The 25,908-nt window shown below is 40.6% G+C and carries 17 protein-coding genes; 5 read left to right on the plus strand and 12 right to left on the minus strand.

Features of this window, described 5'->3' with window-relative positions; translation table 11 throughout:
* Window positions 1-21 precede the first annotated feature (21 nt).
* A complete protein-coding gene (locus tag ACM0OY_RS15760; protein ID WP_414569781.1) occupies window positions 22-1,518 on the plus strand; it encodes an HlyD family efflux transporter periplasmic adaptor subunit in 1,497 nt (498 codons plus the stop codon).
* A gap of 354 nt (window positions 1,519-1,872) precedes the next feature.
* Here the strand turns inward: ACM0OY_RS15760 and ACM0OY_RS15765 are convergent, their stop codons facing one another.
* From ACM0OY_RS15765 to ACM0OY_RS15785, 5 genes are all read right to left on the minus strand, one after another.
* Window positions 1,873-3,471 carry a S8 family peptidase gene (locus tag ACM0OY_RS15765; RefSeq protein WP_414569782.1) on the minus strand — a complete coding sequence of 533 codons (1,599 nt, stop codon included), beginning with the start codon at window positions 3,469-3,471 and terminating at the stop codon, window positions 1,873-1,875.
* A gap of 1,019 nt (window positions 3,472-4,490) precedes the next feature.
* The gene (locus ACM0OY_RS15770) at window positions 4,491-7,472 is read right to left on the minus strand and encodes a CARDB domain-containing protein (protein WP_414569783.1); all 2,982 of its coding nucleotides are present in this window, start codon (window positions 7,470-7,472) and stop codon (window positions 4,491-4,493) included.
* Between the two features lie 439 nt (window positions 7,473-7,911).
* Complete coding sequence (locus ACM0OY_RS15775) at window positions 7,912-10,638, minus strand: peptidase domain-containing ABC transporter (RefSeq protein WP_414569784.1); 2,727 nt, start codon at window positions 10,636-10,638, stop codon at window positions 7,912-7,914.
* Window positions 10,587-11,369 (minus strand): peptidylprolyl isomerase, encoded by a 783-nt coding sequence (locus ACM0OY_RS15780; protein WP_414569785.1) that lies wholly within the window; start codon window positions 11,367-11,369, stop codon window positions 10,587-10,589. Before ACM0OY_RS15780 ends, ACM0OY_RS15775 begins: the two co-directional genes overlap by 52 nt.
* Before the next feature lie 507 nt (window positions 11,370-11,876).
* Window positions 11,877-12,668, minus strand: coding sequence for a TIGR00297 family protein (locus tag ACM0OY_RS15785; RefSeq protein WP_414569786.1), 792 nt, complete (start codon window positions 12,666-12,668; stop codon window positions 11,877-11,879).
* Window positions 12,669-13,132: 464 nt separating this feature from the next.
* Between ACM0OY_RS15785 and ACM0OY_RS15790 the strand changes: the two genes are divergently transcribed.
* Window positions 13,133-13,564, plus strand: a complete 432-nt coding sequence (locus ACM0OY_RS15790) for a VOC family protein (RefSeq protein WP_414569787.1) — start codon at window positions 13,133-13,135, stop codon at window positions 13,562-13,564.
* Window positions 13,565-13,582: 18 nt separating this feature from the next.
* Here the strand turns inward: ACM0OY_RS15790 and ACM0OY_RS15795 are convergent, their stop codons facing one another.
* Window positions 13,583-14,215, minus strand: coding sequence for an esterase/lipase family protein (locus ACM0OY_RS15795; RefSeq protein ID WP_414569788.1), 633 nt, complete (start codon window positions 14,213-14,215; stop codon window positions 13,583-13,585).
* A 548-nt stretch (window positions 14,216-14,763) separates the two neighbouring features.
* Between ACM0OY_RS15795 and ACM0OY_RS15800 the strand changes: the two genes are divergently transcribed.
* Window positions 14,764-15,345: a hypothetical protein gene (locus tag ACM0OY_RS15800; protein ID WP_414569789.1), complete on the plus strand. Its 582-nt coding sequence runs from the start codon at window positions 14,764-14,766 to the stop codon at window positions 15,343-15,345.
* 31 nt (window positions 15,346-15,376) lie between these two features.
* On the opposite strand, the gene ACM0OY_RS15805 is transcribed toward ACM0OY_RS15800, so the two are convergent.
* A complete protein-coding gene (locus tag ACM0OY_RS15805; RefSeq protein WP_414569790.1) occupies window positions 15,377-17,662 on the minus strand; it encodes a VIT domain-containing protein in 2,286 nt (761 codons plus the stop codon).
* Between the two features lie 121 nt (window positions 17,663-17,783).
* On the opposite strand from ACM0OY_RS15805, the gene ACM0OY_RS15810 reads away from it, so the two are divergent.
* Window positions 17,784-18,878 carry a hypothetical protein gene (locus tag ACM0OY_RS15810; RefSeq protein ID WP_414569791.1) on the plus strand — a complete coding sequence of 365 codons (1,095 nt, stop codon included), beginning with the start codon at window positions 17,784-17,786 and terminating at the stop codon, window positions 18,876-18,878.
* 37 nt (window positions 18,879-18,915) lie between these two features.
* Here the strand turns inward: ACM0OY_RS15810 and ACM0OY_RS15815 are convergent, their stop codons facing one another.
* From ACM0OY_RS15815 to ACM0OY_RS15835, 5 genes are all read right to left on the minus strand, one after another.
* Window positions 18,916-19,980, minus strand: a complete 1,065-nt coding sequence (locus ACM0OY_RS15815; RefSeq protein ID WP_414569792.1) for a tetratricopeptide repeat protein — start codon at window positions 19,978-19,980, stop codon at window positions 18,916-18,918.
* Window positions 19,981-20,034: 54 nt separating this feature from the next.
* Entirely contained in the window at window positions 20,035-20,763 is a 729-nt protein-coding gene (locus ACM0OY_RS15820) for a 16S rRNA (uracil(1498)-N(3))-methyltransferase (protein ID WP_414569793.1), read from the minus strand.
* A gap of 13 nt (window positions 20,764-20,776) precedes the next feature.
* Window positions 20,777-21,418, minus strand: coding sequence for a Uma2 family endonuclease (locus ACM0OY_RS15825; RefSeq protein ID WP_414569794.1), 642 nt, complete (start codon window positions 21,416-21,418; stop codon window positions 20,777-20,779).
* A 111-nt stretch (window positions 21,419-21,529) separates the two neighbouring features.
* Window positions 21,530-23,467: a sulfite reductase, ferredoxin dependent gene (gene sir, locus ACM0OY_RS15830; RefSeq protein ID WP_414569795.1), complete on the minus strand. Its 1,938-nt coding sequence runs from the start codon at window positions 23,465-23,467 to the stop codon at window positions 21,530-21,532.
* Between the two features lie 492 nt (window positions 23,468-23,959).
* Window positions 23,960-24,499: a hypothetical protein gene (locus tag ACM0OY_RS15835; protein WP_414569796.1), complete on the minus strand. Its 540-nt coding sequence runs from the start codon at window positions 24,497-24,499 to the stop codon at window positions 23,960-23,962.
* A gap of 392 nt (window positions 24,500-24,891) precedes the next feature.
* On the opposite strand from ACM0OY_RS15835, the gene ACM0OY_RS15840 reads away from it, so the two are divergent.
* The gene (locus ACM0OY_RS15840; protein ID WP_414569797.1) at window positions 24,892-25,833 is read left to right on the plus strand and encodes an ADP-ribosylglycohydrolase family protein; all 942 of its coding nucleotides are present in this window, start codon (window positions 24,892-24,894) and stop codon (window positions 25,831-25,833) included.
* The last annotated feature ends 75 nt before the right edge of the window (window positions 25,834-25,908 follow it).

Here is a 25,908-nt window from a genome sequence, read left to right on the forward strand (position 1 = left end):
GACAAAGGACAAAGGACAAAAATGAGATCTCCCCTAGCTGTAAATGCTGCTCAAGCACGTCAGACAAAAGAACGATTTGCCCAACCTGAGGAACAACTCACCTATGAATTAGGGAAGGCTGTACAGGAATTACCACCTCTGTACACAAGATTATTAGCGGGAACGATTAGCGTTATAGTATTTGGGGCGATCGCCTGGGCCCACTTCTCCCAAATCGATGAAGTAGCAACAGCACCAGGGGAATTAATTGCTTCTACACAGGTAAGACCGGTGACATCCTTGGGTGGAGGATCAATTGTCGCCGTCAAAGTGCAAGAAGGCGATCGCGTTACTAAAGGTCAAGTTTTGGTGCAAAAAGATCCAGACTTGCAGAAAACTGATGTTTCCCGTTTAGCCAAATCTACTAGATTGATTCAGGACGATTTGCAACGTTTGGATGCAGAACGCACTGGAAGCAAAATTACTGGTACTAAACTGCAAGATGAACTTTTAAGCTCCCGTTTGCAAGATTTCCAAGCACGTCAAGCTGGAGCCGAAGCCGAAGCGAATCGCCAGCTAGCGCTCATCGATCAAGCCAAAGTCCGTTTGACTCGGTTGCAAGACAACTTAGTTGCTGCTAAAAGCAGCGTCACCAATGCTAAAACCAACCTTGTCAACGCCCAAAGCATCCGTACTAAAATTGAAAGTAATTTGGCGATCGCTCAAGAAAGAGAAAAAAGTCTACGCACCCTAATTACTCCTGGCGCTGTACCAAGAGTTGATTACCTAGAAGCCCAAGAAAGATTAACTCGTGCAAAGACAGAAATCACTAGAGCACAAGATGAAGAAACTAACGCCCAGAATAGAATTATTGAGGCTGAAGATAAAGTCACATCATTAGAAAAAGATATTGCTGCTCAAACCCAAGAAATTCGCCAAGCCCAAGAAGCTTACAAAGCTGCACAAAATCAAGCCCAGCGCGTAGCATCAGAACGCCAAAGTGAAATTTTGACCCAGTTAAACAAGCGTAAAGAAGAACTGACAACTGTTCAAGGTCAATTAGAGCAGGCGAGAAAGCAGCAAGCTTTGGAAACCATCGACGCTCCCGTTAGTGGTACGATTTACAGAGTCAAGGCCACTAAGGGACCAGTACAACCTGGTGAAGAATTGCTGTCAATTTTGCCAGAAGGGGAAGAAATGCTCCTAGAGGTGAAAATCCTCAACCGCGATATTGGGTTTGTTCGCCAGGGAATGAGAGCAAAAGTGAAAATGGCAACTTTCCCCTTCCAGGAATTTGGCACAGTGGATGGCGAAGTTTTACAAGTCAGTCCCAATGCAATTGTTGATAAAGAATTGGGCTTAGTTTTTCCGACAAGAATTAAGTTAAGTAAACACTCAGTTAACGTCCGGGGTCAAGAAGTGGAATTTACACCAGGGATGGCTGGTACAGGTGAAGTTGTCACTCGTAAAAAGTCAATTTTGACCTTCATTACTGAGCCTGTAACCCGGCGATTCAGCGAGGCATTTTCAGTGAGATAGGGTTGTATTAGGGGTTTAGGATTACTAAACCCCTAAATTTATTGGCGATAGATGAGCGATCGCTACTTAATCTTCTTAAACAAAAGAAAATTAAACTAATTTCAAATAAGATGCTGAATATTCTAGCTAATGCCCAGATTTATACAATTTGGCGAAATATCTGATACAGATAGATCCCAATACTGCTCGCTTTGTGCATTTTTAACTCGGCATTGGATTTGGGGAAAAGGTTAATGGTTCGACAAGCTCACCAACCGGGTAAAGGTTAAAGGTTTTTTCTTTCCCCCTTTCCCCTTCCCCTTTTCCCCAAAACCCGACAAGTATTGAGATAGATCCTGAAAATTACTACAATTCTCAACCGAAACCCAAGAATTTTCTAACCTGTTCTAATTGTTCTAATTGTTTTTGCATTTGCTCTATTAGTTTGCCAAAATCAACATTATTCTCATCTTGATTATTCTCATTGCTATTGATGTTGCTGAATATTGGCTCGTAGTTTAGAGATTGGTACGAGAATTGTGGATTAACTAATCCATCATTATTTTCAGATGATGTCAAATATTTTGTTGTTTCCATAATTGCTTGATTGTTCACATAATCAATCTCGAAATTATCAAAACTAGAGATACTCTCTGATATCGCATAATTTGTTGTTTCTGTAAACGTCTGATTGATGATATAACCGAAATCAGAATTATTAAAACTAGAGATAGTCTTTGGTGTTAAATATTCTGTTGTTTCTGTAATTGCCTGACTCGCAAAAGAATTCACATTAGAAATGTTCAAACTAGAAGTTGTACTTTGTGTACTATTTCCTGAGGTTTCTGCAACAATCTGACGTACTTGGGCATCAGTCAGGTTTGAGTTAGCACTCAGCATCAGAGCAACTACACCAGCAACGTGAGGAGCAGCCATAGAAGTGCCGCTATAAGTGTCATACTGATTATTCGGAACTGTGGAGTAGATATTAACTCCTGGGGCTGTGACGTAGCTGATTTCGCTTGTTCCAGAACGGTTAGAGAAGTCAGCTATGTCATTGTTTCTATCTACTGCCCCAACAGCAATTCCTGACTTGGATGCATAGCGGGCCGGATAATCTGGTGATGAGTCACCATCATTACCGGCAGCCATGACGACAACTACTCCTTTGCTACTGGCATAATTAATAGCTGACTCTAGAGTACGGTTAGAATATCTGCCTCCTAAACTGAGGTTAATGACATCGGCTCCATTGTCCACAGCGTAGCGAATGCCTTTAGCTATAGAACTATACGAACCGGAGCCAGAGTCATTCAAAACTTTGACAGGCATGATTTTGGCATTATAGGCAATGCCAGTGACACCATAGTTATTATTCTCTGCTGCGATCGTGCCAGAAACATGAGTCCCATGGCCATTTCCGTCTAAGGTGTTGTTGTTGTTACCAGAGAAATTCCAGCCATAACTATCATCAACATAACCATTGCCATCATCATCTATTCCGTTATCTGCAATTTCGTTGGCATTCGTCCAGATATTATTTCTCAAATCCTCGTGGTTGTGGTCAACCCCAGTATCTACAACAGCAACAACAACGCCTTGACCTGTGTATCCCTGTGCCCAAACTTCTGGGGCTTTAACAAGGTCTGCTCCCCAATTATTCCCACCAAGATCGGGAACATCAGCAAAGGTATTTTGACCAGTAACTCTAGCCACTGCTGCTGCTGAATTAATTAAGCCATAACCGGTAGTAGGATTATAAGTTCCACTGGTAGCGGCAGTATTGTTAGTGCTAATTTTTGATTTATTTTTATTTAGCAAGTGCACATCAGCATCAGTTGAATTGTAGCTACTATGACCACTGAGATTCAAAGTGTAGTTATCTTTAAGATTAAACGTATTCAATGAGGATATTGAATTAGTATTTAATGCTTTATTAGAAAATGAATTGTTATTCACATCATCATTGAACATGAGTATTTATTCTCAAAAATAGCAATAGTTTTTGACAGTCTGAAGCGTTAAAATCTTTGAAAAAAAGATTTTAATCTGTGAAGAAGCTCTATTGTCAATAATTACTATGTAATTTCAGAAAAAGTTGCTAATTTTACTACAAAAAAATATTTTAAACTTAGGGAGTTTTATGAAGATGGAAATTATCAATTAAATATTAAAGTTTTATCATAAAGTCATAGTATTTTGATACTTTCAACCACCAGATCCCCAACTTCAAGAAGAAATTAGGGAGCCAATAGTGCTCGCTTTGTGCATTTTTAACTCGGCATTGGATTTGGGGAAAAGGTTAATGGTTCGACAAGCTCACCAACCGGGTAAAGGTTAAAGGTTTTTTCTTTCCCCCTTTCCCCTTTTCCCCAAAACCCGACAAGTATTGATTAGGGAGCTTGTTTATGAGGCATTATTTAGGATTGGTATACTTCTTTGCCCAGTTTTGTAAAATAAACAGGAATCAGAATACATAATTTATAATTCTGAACTCTTCTTTTTAATCGAAGAGGGTTCAGTTAAGGCTAAAACTCTTTGTTATAATTATTTTTTTAACAACCGCCAAGGATGCAAATAAATAAGAGTTTCAGAGAGTTTTTGCATAAGTCCTCATCAAAAGTAGCAAGGCTATGGAGATGTATGCTTTAAGGATTTTTGGGGTTGCTGAATGATGGGATGATTGAGGCTGAGGCTCTGACGCAAACACACCAGAGATAGTGGCGTTACTGATTTCATCTATGAAAACGATTGTGCATTATATCAACAAAATCCTTGTAGAGACGTTGCATTGCAACGTCTCTACATCTGGATTTATAAGCTAATGAGCATTTAAGTTGCATAAAACCAGGGCTAGAGCTGCTTACTACAAGCGAATCACTCTGGAAAAATGAATGACGACTAGCTTACCGCAATTCAGCAACGCTCAGGTAGTGATTATGTATTCATGCAAATTCTCAAATCTTCCTGCAATTATGCAACGCCGGATTTTTCTACGCCAAACTATTTCCTGCTGTTGTTGTGACAATCTGACGCACTTGGGCATCAGTTAGACCTTTCTTGGCACTCAACATTAAAGCTATTACCCCAGCAACGTGGGGAGTTGCCATAGATGTTCCGTCTTTAAAACCATAGCTATTGCCTGGTAATGTAGAGTAGATATCCACTCCTGGAGCTGTGACGTAGGGGAGCGTAGTTGCTCCAGCTTCGTTAGAGAAGTAAGCCATCTCTTGATACTTATCAATTGCCCCAACAGCCAGCCCCCAGTTCTTGGCATAGCGGGCAGGATAAATAGGTTCTGAACCGCTAGAATTGCCTGCTGCCATGACTACAATCACCCCTTTACTAGCGGCATATTGGACGGCTGATGCTATTTCACTGTTAGGTTCATCGCCACCCAAGCTGAGATTAATGACATTAGCTCCATTATCTACGGCGTAACGAATGCCTTTAGCTACCCCACTATCCTCGCCAGAGCCACTATCACCCAAGACTTTGACCGGCATAATCTTGGCATCATAAGCAATGCCTGTAACGCCAACACCATTTTTTACTCCAGCGATAGTGCCAGCGACATGGGTGCCATGACTATTTCCATCTAGGGTATTGTTGTTATTGCTGTCAAAGTTCCAGCCATAAACATCATCAATGTAGCCATTACCATCATCATCTTTGCCGTTACCAGCAATTTCCTTAGTATTCTTCCAGATATTATTGCTCAAGTCTGAATGATTGCGATCGACGCCAGTATCTAGCACAGCGACAACAATACCCTTACCTGTGTATCCCTTTGCCCACACTTCTGGAGCTTTTACGAGGTCGGCTCCCCAATCATTACCACCAAGGTTAGGAACATCAGCAAAGGTAGTCTGGCCAAGGGCTTTAGCGACTGCTGCTGCTGCATTAATTAAGCCATAACCATCGGTGGAGTCATAACCGACATTTTTGATGATGGTAATAGCTTTGGCAACAATGTTGTTAGTTTCATTGCTTTCGGCAATATTGTTACTACCATCAGCTTGATACAATATGTAGTAGCTACCCCCGGCGATAGTTTTGCTAATCTGGATTGAAAATGTTTCGCTGCTGTAACTTCCAGATGCAATGCTGCTGGTGTATTCAGAATTCAATAAGATATCTTCATTGGTGAGAATTTGATCTTTGGATAGATAAAGCTTGGTGTAGCTATAACCAGCATTACCAGCACCTTGATTCTTCACTTGATAGCTGATTTGAATATTACCACCCGTTAACCCACTAGTAGAATTGACTGCATTTTGGATTATTAAATCAGCTTTTTTAATGCTAATAGCTTTAGCAACAATATTATTGGTTTCATTACTTTCGGCAATATCATTATTACCATCAGCTTGATACAGCAGGTAATAATTACCTGTGGCGATGCTATTACTGATGTTAATTGTACTTGTTATGGCACTGTAAGCACCCGCAGCAATTGGACTAAAGAAGTCATAACCTAAGTAAGTATCATCACTGCTCAAGGTTGTATTTGTTGAGAGATAAAATTTAGTTTGGTTATAGCCAGCACTACCCGCACCTTGATTTTTTACTTGATAGCTGACTTCAAGACTTCCACCCACTGACCCAACAGTGGGATTGATGGCATTTTGGATTATTAAATCGGCTTTTTTAATGGCGATCGCTTTAGCAACAATATTATTACTTTCATTACTTTCGGCAATATTGTTATTACCATCAGCTTGATATAGCAGGTAATAATTACTTATAGCAATGCTATTGCTGATGTTGATTGTACTTGTTACGGCATCGTAAGCACCCGCAACAATTGGGCTGAGGTAGTCAGAATCTAAGTAAATATCATCATTACTCAAGGTTGTATTTGTTGACAGATAAAACTTAGTTTGGTGATAGCCAGCACTACCCGCACCTTGATTTTTTACTTGATAGCTGACTTCAAGACTTCCACCCACTGACCCAACAGTGGGATTGATGGCATTTTGGATTATTAAATCGGCTTTTTTAATGGCGATCGCTTTAGCAACAATATTATTACTTTCATTACTTTCGGCAATATTGTTATTACCATCAGCTTGATATAGCAGGTAATAATTACTTATAGCAATGCTATTGCTGATGTTGATTGTACTTGTTACGGCATCGTAAGCACCCGCAACAATTGGGCTGAGGTAGTCAGAATCTAAGTAAATATCATCATTACTCAAGGTTGTATTTGTTGACAGATAAAACTTAGTTTGGTGATAGCCAGCACTACCCGCACCTTGATTTTTTACTTGATAGCTGACTTCAAGACTTCCACCCACTGACCCAACAGTGGGATTGATGGCATTTTGGATTATTAAATCGGCTTTTTTAATGGCGATCGCTTTAGCAACAATATTATTACTTTCATTACTTTCGGCAATATTGTTATTACCATCAGCTTGATATAGCAGGTAATAGTTACCTGCGGCGATGCTATTACCGATGTTGAGCGTAGTTGTTGAGGCACTATAAGCACCCGCAGCAATTGAGCTAAAAAAGTAGTCAGAATCTAAGTAAGTATCATCATTGCTTAAGGTTGTATTTGTTGACAGATAAAACTTTGTTTGGTGATAGCTAGCACTACTACCAGTGCCTTGATTTTTTACTTGATAGCTAACTTCAAGACTTCCACCCACTGACCCAACACTGGGATTAATGGCATTTTGGATTATTAGATCTGGTTGAATAGCAGCGACAACAGCACTTGAGGTTACCAGAGATATCGCCTGTGTAGTATTTTTATTATTTTCACTACTCTTAGCTAAGTCTTTATACGTTTGATCTGTAGTGTAACTACTGCGATCGCTAGCTCTAAAACTATTTATACCACTCACGTTGGAGCTAAAGTAATTATTAGAATTATCAAAGATATCAGCTACTTTTAAAGATAAATTACTAGTTTCTATACCAATATTTTGATTATTAGAATTACGCTCTCTAGTAAAAAGCATCAGCTGTTTAACTCCATATATTCAAACAAATTTGCACTATGTAACCGCTCAAATCCTTATTCTTTAGGAACTTGAGCCGGAGAAGTATCTTAATATAAGACAGATACTACAAATACATTTGACTAGAAAATAACATAATTTAGTTAGTAATTTTACAATTTTGCGTATTACAAAATTTATCTTTTACTCTAATTTGTAAGTCATAACTTAATATAAATTTGTAATACTACATTTTTTGTTGATATTAAATTCTTCAACCAATATCTTAGGAAATAATCGGGGAGAACTAGGGGAGAAAATTTATAAGAAACCTCGTTAAAAAACTTCAGAAATTTAAAAGGCGAATGGAGTTATTTTCCATTCGCCAAAAAATATTCTTAAGCTACTCTCCAAATATTTATGTTTTAGGTAGTCACAAGCTTTTAAGTCGTTAAATCTACTATATATTTGCTTGCTGCCGTTGATATAGTGACCAGTACAAACCTTTTTGCTGCAATAACTGTAAGTGAGTACCACGTTCGGCAATCACGCCTTGCTCTAACACCAAAATCAAATCGGCACGTTTGAGGGGAGCAAAGCGGTGAGCAATCAGAAAGACGGTACGGTTAGCAGAAATTTTTTGCAGGTTTTGTAGTACTTGTTGTTCAGTTTCACTATCCAAAGCGCTGGTAGCTTCATCCAAAACTAAAATCGGGGCTTGAGAAAGAAATAACCTTGCTAGAGCAATGCGTTGTCTCTGTCCACCGGATAAAGCTGTCCCGCGTTCGCCGACATTAGTTTCGTAACCGTAGGGTAATTGACTGATGAAGTCGTGTGCTACGGCTAGTCTTGCTGCTTCTACCACTTGCTCTGCGCTAATGTCGGGATTGCCGAGAGTGATATTGTCCAAAATAGAACCGTTAAATAAAAAGTCTTCTTGGAGAACTACACTAATTTGTTGCCGCAGTGATGCTAAATCGGCACTTTTAATATCAAAACCATCAATCAGGATGCGTCCTGATTCAATTTGATAGAGGCGTTGCAATAATTTTGAAAGGGTACTTTTACCAGAACCGCTACGTCCGACAATGCCAACAAATTGTCCGGGGTCGGCATTGAAAGATATTCCCCGTAGAACTGGTTCAAAGTTAGGTCGGTAGCGGAAAAATACTTGGTCGAAGCTGACTTGACCTTTCAGGGGTGGTAAAACTAACCCAGTTCCCTGTTCCGCTTCTGGAGAGACGTTGAGAATATCACCAATGCGGTCTACAGAAAGTAGGACTTGTTGGAGGTTTTGCCACAATTGCACTAAGCGCAAAAGCGGGCCTGTGACTCGACCGGATAACATCTGAAAGGCAACAAGTTGTCCGACTGTGAGCTTTTGCTCAATGACTAACTTCGCTCCAAACCAGAGAATCAGCATGGTGGAAAAATTGGTGAGAAAGTCACCAATATTGCTGCTGATGTTGGAGGTGGTGGAGGCTTTAAAACCTGTGCGAATGAAGCGAGCAAATAAGCCTTCCCAGCGATCGCGTGCTACAGGTTCTGCTGCATGGGCTTTAACCGAGTGAATTCCGGTGATTGTCTCGACTAAAAAAGATTGGCTATCAGCAGAACGGTTGAAAGTTTCGTTGAGCCAGTTACGCAGAATTGGTGTTGCAACTATCGTCAAGGTAGCAAACAGTGGCAATACCGCTAAAGCTACAAAGGTGAGGGGGATATTATAGTAAAACATCAATGCCAGGTAGACCACAGCAAAGATGCTATCTAAAATTACAGTTAATGCTGTACCTGTGAGAAATTGTCGAATTTGTTCGAGTTCTTGGACTCGCGCCACTGTGTCTCCCACACGCCGTGACTCAAAATAAGCCAAAGGCAATCGCATCAGATGGCGAAACAGCTGTGCTGATAAACTCAAATCCAGACGCCGAGCTGTGTGAGTAAAGATAAATAAGCGCAGAATGCCGAGTATAGACTCAAATATGGCGACAAAAAGCAGGGCGATCGCCATGACATCAAGAGTCGGCAAACTCTCCTGCACCATCACTTTATCAATAACAACTTGGGTAATCAGTGGTGTTGTTAAGCCCAAAAGCTGCAAGGTAAAAGATGCTAACAATACTTCCCCTAGCAATCCCTTATACTTCCAAACTGCTGGGGTAAACCAACTGAGGTTAAATTGTTCTTGCTGGGATATGAGTTCTACTTGCCAGAGTTGTCCATCCCAACACGCCTCAATAACTGACTGGGGCAAACTTTCACAAGCATGATCGGGATTTAGAGGATTAGCGATAATCAGGCGATCGCCTCTAACTCCATAGGCTACCACCCAGGAGGGACTCTGGGGTAAGTCGGAATTCCACAACAATAAAGCTGGAAATGATATTTGCCGCAAGTCACCCCAACTCACTTGCAACCGCCGCAACATTAACCCCATCTTTTCTGCTGCTTCCACAACATTTTTTGGGCGTTGTCCTCTCAGTTGGCGTTGCACCCATTCCAGTTGCACGGAATTTTCTAATTGTTGCGCCACCATTGTTAAACATGCAGCGGCAGTGTTCCAACTGGCAACAAAAGGATAATTGGGAACGATTTGATTGGCGGCTGGAAGTCCTTTTTGGGTTTGGAGGGGGAGAGTTCCCTCGGCAGCTGGGGGTAGTGGAACTGTGGGAGAAAAAGAAAATGTCTCCTTTTGTGGTTCCCTTTCCACTGGTAACGCTTGCCAAAATTCCTGAATTTGTGGGTGAGAAAATTCTGCCCACAGTGCTGTCTCCCAAGACAGTACTATCACTTCTTTACTAGCAGCTACAGCTTTAAAATCCGCAGACAGCTTTTGTAAATCGCCAAACCAATCTCCTGCATCGAGGGCGGCTATAGATTTGCCAACGCGTTCCTGAGACAGCCCACTAGATGGGTTTGCCCTACCGTCTCGCAAACGTACCTTACCAGCCACAATCAAGAATTGGTAACCGCCGATATCGCTTGACCAGATTTTATCTCCCAGACGATACTGACGGGCTTGGGATTCATCTTGCAATCGCAATTGCTGTTCGGGAGTCAACCAACACAGCGGTGGTTGATTCCAAGGTAAAGAAGCTAGCACTTCTAATCGTAGAGATTCATTATCCAGAATTTTTAACTCACTTGTAGTTTGACTGTCAGTTTTTGAATTTTCTCTGCTAGCCATTTCTCAAATAATTCATTTTGTAGTGCTTGCTTTAGTTGAGTATCTTCTAAAGAGGCTGGCAGAAATTGTTCTACTCGAAACAAACCATAAGGTCCTTCTCCTTGCAAAGAGGTTCCGCCAACCATTTCTATTGGTCCTACCACTTGCCCAGGACTTGCTACATCTATAGCTGCCCGTAGTGTGTCGGGGAGACTTCCTCGGCTAATGAGTCCCATCATGCCGTTCACAACTCGGTCATCTGCAAGTGAATACTCTTTAGCTAGTTGCTCAAAGCTGCCTCCTTCTTCAATTTGAATTTGTAGTTCGTCTGCCAGTTCGCGATTATCAACAACAATCCGAGAAAGTACCAGCCGATCTAAAAAAATTTTGCGTTCAATAAAATATTCTGGAAGTTTTGGTTCGCTGACTACAGCTTTGAGTTTTTCTACTTTGTAGCCAAAAGTAACCGACGTATGAAATGTTGTGTAATCTGTGTTATTCCTCTTTAACCATTCTTGAAAACTTTGGGGGTCAGTCAGTTGATTGTTGAGTCGAAAATCAATAATTGCTTGCTCAGTTATGGCTGTGCCAATCTCGATATCATCTCGGGTGCGGATTTCTTGCTCAATTACGTACTGGCGGAGAATATCCCCAATGAACTGTCCCAATTTTCCAGAGACTTGCAGGTATTTTACTGCTTCCTCAATAGAAATTGGTTGGTCATTGACTGTCAAAAATGGTAAAGATTCCATGAACTAATTATGTGAAAATGGTTAAACACTCATAGGACTTTTAAATTAAATCATATAGAAATCATCTTGTCATGGATGAATTATTATGATAAAGATTTCATAAACTAATTACACACAAATGGTCAAAAAATATATTGCTAATTGAACAAGAGACGCTCTGAGGCTCTGACATGGGAAATCAATCTATCAGAAATTCTCTTGGCGTGCCTGCGCTTTCTTGATAATATAATTTTTCATGATTAGTTATACGCTGTTAACAAGACAGAACAGGATTGAAAATATTAGCGATCGCCCAGAAGCAAGCCAAAGCGAATTGTCTGAAAAACGCTGTATAATTTTCAGCAGATAATTAAGTAACTAAGTAAAACCAACTAAAACAGCTTAAAGATTATTCATTGTTTATTTTCTGGGCTAGTTGCTTCAAGTTGCCAATGCCCCATGACGCCACTTGCTACTTTGCGGGTTCTCCAAAGGAGTAGAAGTCAGGAAACCTTCCCAACTCAGTGGCTATCTAATGCCCCACACGTAAGCAAATATTACAGCTGCGATCGCACCGATTAATGTATTAAAAATATTTACCACTTCATTGGTGAGCCAGGTATATTTTGATTGCAGTGTTGCCCCAATCACACTTTCTAAGTTAGTGGCGATAAATGCTGCCAACACACACCAAGCTACGCCCAATATATCAATTAAACCAACTCCCCAACCAACAAGGGCGATCGCTACAGAACCCACAACACCAGCTAAAGTACCCTCTAAGCTTACTGCTCCTTCTGTGCCACGGGCCACTGGTTGAAGAGTGGTAATCAAAAAGGTGCTTTTACCGTATGCTTTACCAACTTCGCTGGCAGTGGTGTCAGCAAGCTTGGTACTGAAACTCGCTACATAACCTAATAATAATAGAGATTGGAGATTGGGGATTGGGGATTGGGGACTAGGTAAAATGAATCCCGAATTGAGTAGCCCTACTCCCAAGGCACACAGCGCCCCAGTCAAAGCCGAACCCCAGACGTTTTCTGGACCTCTTGCACCAGAACGCTTTTCGGCAATTCCTTCTGCCTCCTTTTGCGCCATGCCAATGCGGGTAACGCCAGAACCAACTAGAAAATAGAACATTACCACTGCATAACCTTGCCAGCCTAAAGTTCCCCAAATTATTATGGCCAGTAACCAGGCGTGGAATAATCCAGCTCTTGTAAGCAGTTTTTTAGGAGCGATCGCCGCTAAACCCAATAAAATTGTGTTTAATCCTACTCCCACCAGCCAGGGATTTACAGAATTAATTGAGGGTAACATCAGTAATTAGTCAAGAGTAGTTTTATCTGAATATCAACAGAATAACGAATTTATGATGCTTAGTGCTTAATTCCTGATATATTTCCAGACCAAGTAATATGTTTGTATTATTGAATTAATAGCACAGGCATCGCTGTCAAAGCTCGATATATAAATGCAGACAATCTTCTACATATACAATGCGATTTTGACTAAAAAACATGGATTAAACAAAATGCAAAATTTTTCTTTGTTAAGATTTACTCTTTATCTTGTGGGATGGGCATCTGCCTGAATTTAAGCAAGTCAAATGCTGATGCTACAAGATAAATAATGAAATTATACTGAGTGTATTATCATCTCGATCATACTATGATAAAGAATATAGGTTAATGTCAATTAAAACTGTATTGGAATTGACCACAACTAAGACTTTACAGCATAAATTGTAGATAGTATCAATTATTAATTTTCTCATACAAGCTATGAACCAAACTATATTTCATCTTGCTTTCCCTGTGACTGACATTGCCAAGACAAAAACATATTATGTAGATGGCTTGGGCTGTATTCCGGGTCGTGAAAACCGGCACGCTCTAATTCTCAATCTCCACGGTCATCAATTAGTAGCTCATGTCACTAAAGAAATTTTGTCACCCCAACAAACTATCTATCCCAGACACTTTGGACTAATTTTTACTCAAGAAAGCGACTGGGAGGACTTACTAGAAAGGGCACAACAGCAGCAGTTAATTTTTCGTGAACAAAGTAAAAATCGCTTTGTGGGTTCTCCACTTGAGCATCGTACTTTCTTTTTGGAAGATCCTTTTTATAACCTGATGGAATTTAAGTATTATCGCTATCCAGAGGCAATTTTTGGAAGTTACGAACATACACAAATTGGGGATAGAACTTAAGAAATCAGAATTTAAAAATCATAATTCTGAATCTGAGTTCAGGATTGAGTTAATAGGCTGTGCCAATATTTGTGATATTGCTGCTAAAGTATTGAAGTTTGTCAGCATCCAGGAGTGTAAACCAACTCGCATAACCATTTCTTTTCCCACCAGCATTTGTGAACTTTTCGCTGGTACGATCATCAAATCATAAGGTGTCCAGATAGATGTAAAGTGTAACTGCTTTAACATATCAATATCAGCATTCAAATCTTGGAGAAAAAGGCTGTTGGGACGCATTTGGATGCAGCCAGGACGCTGGGAAGCATAAGCAAGCACAGTTCCATTATGTGGTGAAGAAATCGTGATGAACCGCTGTACGCGTTTAATTCCTCCCAGTCGTTGGACATAGTAACGGCTGACAATTCCTCCCATACTGAAACCTACTAAATCCAGTAGTTGTCCTGATGCAAAGTTAGCTGTAACATAATCTGCTATCTGCTTTGCCAACTCATCAAGACCTAAATCACCATTATTGGGTACTAAGTTCAGGGTATATACAGACCAACCTTGCTGTATTAGATACGCCCTCATTTTCCGGAAAACTATCTCTGTGTCGCCAATTCCGTGTATTAACAAAACCGGATTGCGCTGCTGATTTTTAATACTCATTGACAAAATCTGGCTGAATTAAGGGTGTAAGTTCCACTCAATTTTAGATTTTAAATTTTGGAAAATGGAATTGAAAATCCAAAAGTTCGCGCAGCCCGTCATATCGGAGAAAGAAAGGTCAATCTAAAATCTAAAATCCAAATAGGTACATACTTCTCTACAAACTGAAGTTACTGGTTTTCGGATTCTTGAAAAGATATTTAGCAAAACTTAAGATGCTTGAAAATTAAATTACGTCAAAAATTTAACTCAGTGTATAAGTAAAGTAGCTGGCTGATGATTTAACAAAAAAATGTTAATTTTTATGAAGCTTGCTTTCAGAATCTTGCTCTTAGTTACAGTAAAATTTAATAATTAGTTCTCGGTATATAGCTGGTAAGTGCTTGCAACGAAGCATTTATGCTGTAGTTTTACTACAATGTTCATTAAACACAAACCTATAGAGGTTGTCACCAGAACAGGGTGACGCAAAGCAGAAAATGTAACACTTTGTCGTAATTTTTAACAATTGCGGTCAAATTTCAAATATAAAAGGCAGGAGTAATGTAATGGGTTTTATCAAAAAGTTGATTTCAAGTATTCTGGGTTTGCTAGGCGGCATTCTCGGTTTCGTGACTGGCCTGCTACCTGGAAAGAAAAAAAGCAACGACTACTTCTTAGAATTGGATGAGGCGAAGGATACTGCTAAAGAAGCAGCTAAAGAGGTAGCGTCGAGTGCTAAAAAAGCAGTGGAGACAGTTGCCTCGAGTGCGAAAAAAGTAACCGAAACAATTACCTCAGATGCACCAACCGCATCCAAGCCAGCTTCATTGAATGGAGCAAAAGCCGACACAACTAATGCTAAGGCAAAATCGACTAAATCAACTAAACAAGCAAAATCAGCAGCTGAAAATCCAAAACCAGCTGATGTTGAGCTAGTCCAGACTGCTGAGGGTCTAAAAATTCAACCTGGCAACAATGCAAAAGCGGCCGCAGCTAAAGTCATAAAAGAGCAGCCAACTGAAACCACCTTTGCACCTAAGTATCTAGCTCCTTCAGCTAATGGCTCTAATGGTCGTCGGCGTCCAGGGGCAAACATGAATGCTTACTTAGAATTAGCACGTCAGGTTAAAACCCCTGCTAATAAGTAGAGACACCGAATTTTGCATCTCTACAAATTTGTTAAACGTGAATACGCAAGGTTAAGATAACTTTGGCAGTTGTAGATGTGGGAATTCTCCAAAGTAGGAGCGATCGCTTAATTTTCTCCACTACAGCTGCATCTTTTTGGGTTGATGCTTCTTCATCGAGCATTATCCCTCCTACCCGACCTTTTTTGATGGTGAACTCAAAGACGATTTCACCACCAAAGCCTGGGGGTAAATTTATTTGTTCTAAGTGCTGGGTTAGGTCAGCAATCGCTGTTTCATCCAAGCCAGTGGCACTGATGACTTCTAACTGGTGAGAGATGGGTGCTGCTAGTTTTGGGGATGGCGCGGCTGATTCTTCTCGTTTTGTCCCCCGCCTCCTTTGGCGGAGAAAATCTGGAACGTCTTCTGCTGGGGCTGGTGGTGATGCCATCGGGAATGATATTTGACGCGCAACAGCACCAGCAGGAGGACTGCCAAATACTCCTTGGTAACTAACAGCTTCTGGCATTTCTAGTGGCACCTGCATAGACAGATATTCGCTTCCTGGTTCAACCCGCACGTCATCACTGACGGCAACAAAAGCAGTGTATTGAGAAAGCAATTGATAAGTTAAGGCTGTTTGTGTAACTGCTTCTACACCAGCTTTCGTTTCAAAAATCACCATTTGATTCATCAATTCTTTAATACAAGCACGTCCCCACAACTGCGCTACAGCAAGATTTCCTGTTTCCTCAAATGTGAGGTGAAACGTCTTTTGATAGTGCTTACCGCCCGCAGCAATGCCGGAGATTTGTAGATTACCGCTGACTTTATTCTGTTTGCGACCAAACAAAACTAATGGTTGTTCGCAAAATAAATCAGGCGCTATCTTTGGATAAATCACGGGTGATTCTGTGTCACCCTGCCAAGAGATTTGAATATTCGTAAGTACAGGATTGTTGATTTGCTTGTAGAATTTTTCAGCAACTTCTTCTGTAGGTTCATCATGACGAATAATTCTAGATATTCCCCGACCAATTTCGGCGATGCGATTCAATAAAAAACGGTTCACTGAACTACCAGCACCGAAACTATAAAGGCGATTTCCCACTTGGAGGTGCTGTTGTACCTCTGCCAAAATTTCATTTTCGTTGCCGATGTAGCCATCGGTTAGAAGTACAACAGAGCGTAATCTTCCGGCTGGTGTAGGGAAATTGATGGCTGTACGAATGCCACTGAGCATTTCTGTACCGCCAGCAGCTTGTAAATTGTTAATGTAAGCGATCGCTTTGGCACGATTTTCTGCTGTATTCGCTAGAGGTGTCTTTGATAACTGCCTAACAGTATGGGAAAAATCGAGAATTGTAAAAGTATCGTTGGGATTTAGCCCATTAATAAATCGCCGCATTAATTCTTGACACTTTTGCAACGGATCGCCTGATTGGGAACCAGAAGTATCCACTAAAAAAACGACATCTTTGGGGACAATTTCATCAATAGAATATTCCAAAGCTGGAATTAGATAAATTGTAAAATGTCCGCCGCGCTCGTCAGCTTGGGTTAATACTGTGGATTGAGTTGCTTTGCCAGAAACTTGATAGCGGAGAATTAAATCTTTGTTGGGAATTGTATCTTCGCCAGCTAATTGAACCCGCACTATTTGACCTGAATGTTCAATTTTTAATTGATGGGAAGGAGAATGCACTTGAGAAATTGGTAAACCTGCATCAATTTCCACTGTGACATTAATATCGTGACGACTACGCATTCCTTCTGGAACTACAGGTGGTTTAATCCGAGAAGCATCAGGAACTCTATCTGTATCGCTGCTATTATCTATGGTTGTTCCAGGAATATATCTTGGCCCCACCACCATCGGGAAAACAAACTCGTAGTTTCCCGCCTCAAATTTTAAACTTTCAGTGTAACGAATTGTGACATCAATTTGTTCGCCAGGTTTGATGTTTGCTAGAGATTGGGTAAAGATGTTGTCTCGTTCCTGTTCTAAAAGTCCTGCGGTGCGTCCTTCTTGTTTTGCCTTTTCATAGATTTGTTGCGCTTCTTCACGTTTTTTAATATTACCTTTGATGGTGCGATCGCCTATTTTGATTTCCATGTCATCTACCGCTGCTTCATCAGGTAACGGAAAGATATACATTGCTTCTAAAGGCTGCATGAAGGGATTTTCAAAGCTTTGGATGACCTCAACTCGTGACAAATTACCTGCAACTTTTGCCAGTACTTCCGTATGTTTGAGGGGAAAAACTAGCTTTTCTCCTTGAGGGGATTGGACGTATAAACCCCCTAGCTGTTGGTTTTTAGCACTTACTGTATTCATAGGTTTAATAGCTTCCTTTGTGTGGAACATAACCCTAGAGTAACCAAAGCAACAAGTACTGTAACCTAACCACTCTTAGGAGTTTTGTTAGGATATGGAGTAGAAGTTGATACATCCAAAAATGGCACCAATTACCCAACCCTTTACACAAGCTGCAAATGACTGGAATTTAGAAACTTTATGCCAAGATCTCAACTCTGCCAAACAGCAAATTTCTGGGAAACCCAAACAACTTACACCATTGGAAATAACTTGTCTGAAGGGATTGCTTTGCGGTTATAGTCCCAGTGAAATAGCTGCTGCAATCAATCGGGAAATTAGAGGTTTAAGAGTTGATTTATCTAGAGGATTGTATCGCTATATCGAAGTACTAACTAACCGGCCTCCTAACACCTTAAAAGACTGGAGGGAAGTTACTGATTGGCTAGCAAAAGCTAACTATAAAACCAGTTTTTCTCATCTTTCTTTGCCAAATAATGATTCGTTAATCAGAATTGTCGATATTTCCCTTGAAGGCTCGGCTAATTCTTGTGTGATTGATTTGAAAGTCCGTAATATTGGCAATCAGGTTGCTTTTTTGAAAAATGCTAAGTTTTTATTTCATAATGTTTGGGTGCTGAAAAGTTGGGTTTTACCTAGACTTGAAATAAATGAGCAGCTAGCTTATGCACCAGCGCCTGCTATGGCGGTGCAGCGGAGTAGAACTGTTCCACCTAGCTGTGATTACCAAGTTTATTTACCAGCACCTTTAAATTTTGATGTTACTTTACCATTCAATTTTGTTACAGATAATTATTTAAACACGCAATCAAAAATTATTTATATTGAAAATTTTAAAATTTCCCAATGCGTGAGTTCTAATGATGTAGATAGATTTATGTTTACTTTATTTTTGCCCAAGAATGAACAACAACTGTCTAGTAATGACCAACTACCATATTTGATACATACATCATATATTTATAATTTTAAACTAGAACTTATTTATGATGAAGATAATAAGAGTATTCAATCTTCTGATTTAATTATTTTGTTGGAACCACAATATCCGGAGAATATAGAGCTACGAGAATTTTTCACAGAATCTGATTCCATAGTTCCCACCGAAATTAAAAAATTGAGTCAGGATAATTTAGAGTTACTAATGGCAATAGCCAAAATCAAAGGTATTACGAGTTCCTCACTCAATTCTTTAATGAAAAGAGCGGTGCGTTAGGGTAAAGCGGTAAAGCACCCTACTTTATATTTACTATTTATTTAACAAACACTAATCCACTATATAAATGAAAAGCGGAGTCCCAATTAGTCTGTTCTCTGCGAAATAGGTGAATGTGAGATTCAATTTGACCCAGCATTTCTGTTTGATCTAATGCTGTATCTGCAAAGGGTGTGAAATCTGACCAAGTTTTGACTTGAGGTAGTTGCTGGTCAATCCAATTTGATAAACTATTCCAATTAATTCTGATTGTATTTTGGCTAACTTGAGGAATGATTTCTAAACCTTGCTGAAATTCATAGCCGTTATCATAAAGTCGCAGAATAGAACGTCTAGCAGGTAAGTGTAAATCACAAAACTGAGCATAGTCTTGTGTTTGAGTTTTCCGTTCGAGTTTCCCGTGGGCATCAATATCTACAACTTGTTCAAAAATAGGCAAAAGCCCCACTACTCGTGCTGTGACTTCTGACCAATCAAAGGTTAAAGAACCGAGTTGGTTTGCTTGGTTGCTGCAAACAACAGTGGCTTTTAATTGAGATTCTGAGAAATATTTGACTTGAAAAACTTGAATTTCTTGAATGGTGGTTATTGTTGTCCAGAAACAGGGAATACCAGCTTGCTGTAGCTGTTCACCATAAAATTTTAGTTCTCCCACTTGTCCAGTGCGGTATAGTCTCCAGCCACGACTTGGTAGCATGAGCCTTGCACTGTAAGGATCTGTTTGCATAATCTGGGCAAATTTTCGAGATGCTTCTGCTTTCAGTTCGTTATTGAGAGGTTCTAAAATTAGTACGCCAAGTTCAGTTTTACTAGGTTCCGATGTTGCTTTAGCAATAGCCCTTTGTCTTTCTTCTTGCTCAATTTCTTGCAGCCGCCGCAAACCTTCTCGTGCTAACGTCAGTATTTTAGTATTCGTCGTATCTCGCAACAGTTGTCGATAAATTTTTTCTGCATCCTGGTACTTTCCAGATACTTCATGCAGCCTACCCAGATAAAATTGCACCCAAGGATGTTCTGGCGATTCTTTTTGCAGCTGTTTGAGTAATTTAGCAGCTGTTTGATAGTCTTTATTGTCAAAGGCGATCGCAACTTGCTCAATCATGTTTCAATTCACACTAGAGAAATATCTCACGCCTCTGCGTGAGTCATAACTCATTTATACTTCACAAGCTGCGGTAATCAAGGTTAATGCTACTACTGGCGCTGTCACTGCTCTGAGGATGCGACGGCCAAGGGAAACAGGTTGGAATCCAAAAGCGATCGCATTTTCAACTTCTTGAGTTGTCCATCCGCCTTCTGGCCCGGTGACAATGACAATTGTCTCTTGTCCTTTGTCATTTGTCATTTGTCCTTTGTGGTGTAAGCAATCTTTTAAGTGGGGAGAGTCACCACGAGCTACACAGATATATTTTTGGCTATTTGCAAATGACAAACTAGTGCTAAAAGTAACAGGTTCTAAAATTGTCGGTACGAATGAACGTTCTGATTGCTCGGCGGCTTCCGCTGCGATGCGCCGCCAGCGTTCGAGTTTTTGGGGACTGGGATCAAGCAAAGTGCGATCGCTCAAAACTGGTGCAATACAAGTTACTCCTAATTCCGTACAACTCCGCACAATTTCATCGAATCCATTGCCTTTGGGCAACGCCACCATCAACGTAATCGATACAGGTAATTCAGTTTCTACTGAGATGGATTCTAAAACTTGTGCTTGTTCCCCTGCTAGCTGCGCCAACCACGATTTTCCTTTACCATCCATTGCAATAAAGCGATCGCCTTCACGCAAGCGTAACACCCGCCCCAGGTAATGCTGCTGTTCTTTGGTGAGGAAAATTTGCTGTTGTTGGAGTTGAGAGGGTGCGATCGCAATTCTTTGCAGTTGAGACATTTTTCTGAATCAATTACTCTGCTGTAGACATTTGCTGTTTAACCCAGCTACGGAAAGCACGAGTGGCTGCTATTTGTCCTATTTTCTTGCTTTCTTGGATAAATCGAGGAATTTCTGTCACCAGCACAGATGCAAAAGTTGGACTGTTTTCACTCTGCGAATATTGCCCATTGTTAAGGGTGTAAATTCTCAACACAGTTCCGTTATATCGCCAGAATTCTGTGACTCCCATTGAAGCATAAAGGTTTAACTTATTTATTTTGGATCTGGAATATTCTACTTCTAATATCAAGTCTGGTGGTGGGTCTATATTCAGGTCAATATTTTCTTTGTTGCGGACTAAGAATTCGTTTTGAATATAATAACTACTATCAGGTTCGGCTCCTTGCTCCAAATCATCCCGCGTCATAGTCAAAGAACCAGCGCTTTTAACTTCTAAACCAAATTCTTCACACAATACAAGAACAAAACCCTCAATCAGACGGTTTGAGTTCTCATGTGGCATCAGCGGGGTCATAATTTCTACTATTCCGTTGTCATAAGCTAGCCTCTTATTTCTCTGAGATCCCATATCTGCCAACATTGCTTTGAATGTTTGCCAGCTGATGTTTTGCAGCACATCCCTAGTTTCTGACAATTTTGCTGTGGTTACCATAGTTCAGTTTTCTTGTGGATGTGTTCCTAACTATATTAGGACTTATGCGAGAGAGACACAGATATATTTATCTGTGTCTCTTTTTAATTTCATTATCTTCAATTTTCCAGCTTACGAAAGATTCTGGAAGTAAACCTCTAAGGCTTCGGTTACTAACTGAGTCATTGGCTTACCTTGGCTTTCGGATACTTCTTTCAACTTCCCGTAGATATCAGCTTTCAAATTTACGCGGTGGCGTGATTTGTTCGCGCCATTAGCTGTGCCAGGTTCGTAGGTGGCGCTAAATTCACGGATGGCATCAAAACCAACGCGATCGCAAAAATCACCAAAGCTTTCTTTTGATTTCCGTGATTTCTTAAAGTAAACAAAAATTGGCTCTAGGAAGCCTTCCAAGTCATTATGGTGCAGCTTATCGATGTAAGGTTGTGCCAACCGTGTCTGATTTGGCGAACCCCCTAACCACAATTGGTAACTCTCTGGGGCGCTACCCACAAAGCCTAATTCCGCCATGTAGGGACGAGCGCAGCCATTGGGACACCCTGTCATCCTTACCACAAAATGTTCTTTTTGTAAACCTAATTTATTCAACAGAGCGCGAATTCGCTCTAAAATCCCCGGTATTGCCCGTTCTGATTCGGTAATTGCCAAGCCGCAGGTAGGCAAAGCAGGGCAAGCCATCGAATAGCGCTCTAAAGGTTCGATTTTACCAGGGTCAGAAACCACACCGTAACGATTGAGAATTTCTTGAATGGTTTCTTTGTTATCTGGTTCGATATCGTAAAAAATCACGTTATGGTTGGGTGTCAGGCGGATGTGCAAGTTAAATTGCTCGACAATTTCCCGTAAAGCAGTTTTCAGTTGAAACGAACCTTCGTCTTTAATTCGACCATTGTCAATGGAAATTCCTAAGAATAGCTTGCCATCGCCTTGTTCGTTCCAGCCGAGGAAGTCGTGATATTTCCACTCTGGGAGTGATTTGAAGGGTGCAAGTGATTTACCAAAGTATTCTTCAACTTGGGCGCGGAATTTATCTACACCCCAATCGTTGATTAAATATTTTAATCTGGCGTGACGGCGGTCAGTGCGATCGCCATAATCTCTTTGGGTGGCTACAATTGCTTTTACTATGTCGTAAACGTCTTCTTTAGCTACATAGCAAATTGGATCTGCTAACCTAGCGAAAGTTTCTTCTTTATTGTGTGTTCTACCTAAGCCACCGCCAGCAAAGATATTAAATCCTTCTAATTCTCCCTTCTTATTGGTAAATACCACCAAAGTCAGGTCTTGAGAATATAAATCAACCGAATTATCTCCCGGTACAGTCACGCAAGCTTTGAACTTACGCGGCATATAGTAGGTGCCGTAAATCGGTTCTTCGTTGTCATGAATAATTGTGCCATTGCCATTACGCGATCGTGCGGCAGTCACCTCTGGATTTTCTTCTCTTCGAGACGCTGCGCGAGCGCCGCTAATTGCCTTTTCGCCATCTAACCAAATTTCGTAGTAAGCGCCTGTTTGTGGTGAAAGCAAATCAGCAATATTCTGGGCATATTCCCAAGCATACTGGTAATCTGGGCGATTTTTAAATGGTGCTGGAGGTGCCATCACATTGCGGTTGATGTCTCCGCAAGCTCCCAAAGTCGAACCCAAGTTATTGACAATGGTAGCAATTGCTGTTTTGAGATTTTTCTTTAAAATTCCGTGCAGTTGGAAACCTTGGCGGGTAGTTGCTCGTAACGTGTGATTACCATACTCATCAGCCAGTTTATCTAAAGCCAGATACAGCTGCGGCGGCACTAAACCACCAGGGTTTTTTGTCCGCAGCATAAACTGGTAATCTTTCTCCTGTCCCTTAGCGCGGTTGTCACGGTTATCCTGTTGATAAGAGCCGTGAAACTTCAACAGTTGCACAGCATTTTCACTAAAATGAGTAGTATCTTCAAGAATCTCAGTTGCTACAGGTTCGCGCAAAAAATTACTATTTTCCTTAATTCCTTCTACTTTAGAAGGCTTACGGCTAGTGATGGGGGAAGGAGCAGATTTAACCATGAGAGTTGTATAGTATTCTCAATAAAGCATTCGTTGACGCCGAATTACAAGATATTTAGTATCCTTTCGGCTAATTTATCCCCGGTAATCCGGCCGGAATAATGAGGAATATTCTAATTTTAACACGGCAAAAGTCGGCTTTCTCAGTGATGTAACACTTAACAAAACCTGTTCTTGAGAGTTCCGTTAACGGCAGCAGGGTGTTTTGACCGTGCTGAGTAAAGTATAGAGTGATTGAAGACTCCTGAGTTCAGATTGATGATTAAAATTCATCAATTCAACGGAGAAATAGTTTTTTCTCGATAAATATAACGTTTTTGAGTTACCAGAAGTCAGCACAATAAGTAGGGTAGCACACCTGTGCTACCCTACTCTCAACATTTATCCTTCCTCAGGTGATACTGACGAAGTTTTTTTTCACTCAGCCAGAAATCGCAGCTAAGATTTACTTTAATTTGAACTTTAGTGACTGAGGACTGTTTTGGTCATCTTTTATTTAAAGCTATAGCCAATACCAGCATTGATGCTAACAGCAGGAGTATCGCTATTTTGATAAGCACTAATTCCTACTTTGGCATTAGTATAGACGAGGAAATTGTTAGCAACTTCCGATTCAACACCAGCCCCGACTACTACCGCGTCTTTGTTACCTATAGGAGTTGCTGAACCATCTTTTTCTACAAAAGAATAACCACCAGTTAAATAGGCATTAGTTCTATTTGCAATTGGCACATCTACAGAAACTTCTGGAATAATGGCACTAGTTTGATCGCTCCAAAGAACATTTCCGCGTGCAGAAAAAGGTGTATTTCCTAATTTAACGCGACCTGTGACATGACCACCAAATGTGGCATCATCGTTAGTTCCTTGTCCACCGCTAGTAACCCCAGCTGCAATGCCAGCACCAACATAACTAGCATCAGTACCCTTTTTGGTTTGGGCAGAAGCTTGACCACCTGATAGAAGAACAGGAGCAACTACTAAAGAAGATAATGCAGAAATTGTCAGAATAGACTTGAGTAAACGTTTCATAATTTTGACCAAATTTTGTATTTTTTACTGTTATATTCCCAGTCGAAAAGTCAGTAAAAAGGTTCCAGATAGTTCTGGTATTTTCTTAAGTAGCTGTTGCGATTGATGCACCAGACTTAAAAGCAATTTAGATAAATAATTTTGGACAAAATGTTATAATTACACTTAATTTTTTGGAAATTCCGAGTTTTTCATCTAAAAAACAGACGCTTTCAAAAGTGGCATAGTTATGGGAACTAAAAATTAGCCGTAATCTAGTCAAACAATAGCCAGTAAACTGACTTTATCTGGACTTTTCACAGAGGATGAAAAAGTAGCCTGTAGCATCTATGGCAACAAGCGAGAGAGTAAATCTATAAAGTTAATTTTTAGCAATTATTGGAGATTGAATAATGCTAACCGCTGCAAAAACGTTGTCTGGTTTGATGGGTTTATGTGTCGGTGATGCATTGGGTGTGCCAGTGGAGTTTACTAGCCGTGCAGAACGAGTAAAATCTCCAGTGACAACAATGTTGGGTTATGGCACATGGAATCAACCGGCGGGAACTTGGTCAGATGACAGTTCGTTGAGCTTTTGCTTGGCAGAAAGCCTTTGTAGAGGGTATTCCCTAGAAGCCATAGCTAATTCCTTCTGGCGCTGGTACAAGGAAGCTTACTGGACTCCTCGTGGCGATGTATTTGATATTGGTCAAACCACTCATACAGCACTGATGCGCTTGAAACAGGGAGTAGTAGCCCACCAGGCGGGTGGCAAAGTTGAAAATAGTAATGGTAATGGTTCGTTGATGAGAATCTTGCCGATGGCTTATTGTCACAGAAGCTTAACTTTAGGCGAATTGATAGCGCGGGTGCATGATGTTTCAGGGATTACTCATGCCCATGCGCGATCGCAAATGGCCTGTGGGATTTATATTAGTATTGCAGTGTCCTTGCTCGAAGGCGCTGACCTGCAAACTGCTTATCTCCAAGGATTACAAGATATCCGACCAATTTATTCGGTGCGGAAATTTTTGTTAGAAAAGCCGCATTTTGGCAGAGTTTTCAGTGGTGAGATTGCCAAGTTACCAGTAGAAGAGATTAATTCTAGTGGCTACGTGATTGATACCTTAGAATCATCCCTGTGGTGTTTATTAAATAGCTCATCTTACTCTGAAGCGGTACTGAAAGCTGTTAACTTAGGCGGAGATACAGATACTACCGCCGCCGTCACTGGTGGGTTAGCAGGAATTTACTACGGCGTGGAAAATATTCCCCGACAATGGATAAATCAAATTGCCCGCAAACAGGACATTATCTACTTGGCAGAACGTTTTGCCAGGGCTGTTTATAGTTGAAGGAACTGGGGACTGGCGATTGGGGAGTGGGGACTAGGTAGGATGAGGAAGTGAAACAGAAATAAGCAATCTCCC

This window comes from Nostoc sp. CCY 9925, from assembly GCF_963920935.1.
Lineage (GTDB): Bacteria > Cyanobacteriota > Cyanobacteriia > Cyanobacteriales > Nostocaceae > Nostoc.

What these genes read in the sequence shown, in the direction of transcription:
- ACM0OY_RS15760 (WP_414569781.1), top strand. Translation starts at nt 22, where the DNA reads ATGAGATCTCCCCTAGCTGTAAATGCTGCTCAAGCACGTCAGACAAAA.
- ACM0OY_RS15765 (WP_414569782.1), bottom strand. Translation starts at nt 3,471, where the DNA reads ATGTTCAATGATGATGTGAATAACAATTCATTTTCTAATAAAGCATTA.
- ACM0OY_RS15770 (WP_414569783.1), bottom strand. Translation starts at nt 7,472, where the DNA reads ATGCTTTTTACTAGAGAGCGTAATTCTAATAATCAAAATATTGGTATA.
- ACM0OY_RS15775 (WP_414569784.1), bottom strand. Translation starts at nt 10,638, where the DNA reads ATGGCTAGCAGAGAAAATTCAAAAACTGACAGTCAAACTACAAGTGAG.
- ACM0OY_RS15780 (WP_414569785.1), bottom strand. Translation starts at nt 11,369, where the DNA reads ATGGAATCTTTACCATTTTTGACAGTCAATGACCAACCAATTTCTATT.
- ACM0OY_RS15785 (WP_414569786.1), bottom strand. Translation starts at nt 12,668, where the DNA reads ATGTTACCCTCAATTAATTCTGTAAATCCCTGGCTGGTGGGAGTAGGA.
- ACM0OY_RS15790 (WP_414569787.1), top strand. Translation starts at nt 13,133, where the DNA reads ATGAACCAAACTATATTTCATCTTGCTTTCCCTGTGACTGACATTGCC.
- ACM0OY_RS15795 (WP_414569788.1), bottom strand. Translation starts at nt 14,215, where the DNA reads ATGAGTATTAAAAATCAGCAGCGCAATCCGGTTTTGTTAATACACGGA.
- ACM0OY_RS15800 (WP_414569789.1), top strand. Translation starts at nt 14,764, where the DNA reads ATGGGTTTTATCAAAAAGTTGATTTCAAGTATTCTGGGTTTGCTAGGC.
- ACM0OY_RS15805 (WP_414569790.1), bottom strand. Translation starts at nt 17,662, where the DNA reads ATGAATACAGTAAGTGCTAAAAACCAACAGCTAGGGGGTTTATACGTC.
- ACM0OY_RS15810 (WP_414569791.1), top strand. Translation starts at nt 17,784, where the DNA reads ATGGCACCAATTACCCAACCCTTTACACAAGCTGCAAATGACTGGAAT.
- ACM0OY_RS15815 (WP_414569792.1), bottom strand. Translation starts at nt 19,980, where the DNA reads ATGATTGAGCAAGTTGCGATCGCCTTTGACAATAAAGACTATCAAACA.
- ACM0OY_RS15820 (WP_414569793.1), bottom strand. Translation starts at nt 20,763, where the DNA reads ATGTCTCAACTGCAAAGAATTGCGATCGCACCCTCTCAACTCCAACAA.
- ACM0OY_RS15825 (WP_414569794.1), bottom strand. Translation starts at nt 21,418, where the DNA reads ATGGTAACCACAGCAAAATTGTCAGAAACTAGGGATGTGCTGCAAAAC.
- sir (WP_414569795.1), bottom strand. Translation starts at nt 23,467, where the DNA reads ATGGTTAAATCTGCTCCTTCCCCCATCACTAGCCGTAAGCCTTCTAAA.
- ACM0OY_RS15835 (WP_414569796.1), bottom strand. Translation starts at nt 24,499, where the DNA reads ATGAAACGTTTACTCAAGTCTATTCTGACAATTTCTGCATTATCTTCT.
- ACM0OY_RS15840 (WP_414569797.1), top strand. Translation starts at nt 24,892, where the DNA reads ATGCTAACCGCTGCAAAAACGTTGTCTGGTTTGATGGGTTTATGTGTC.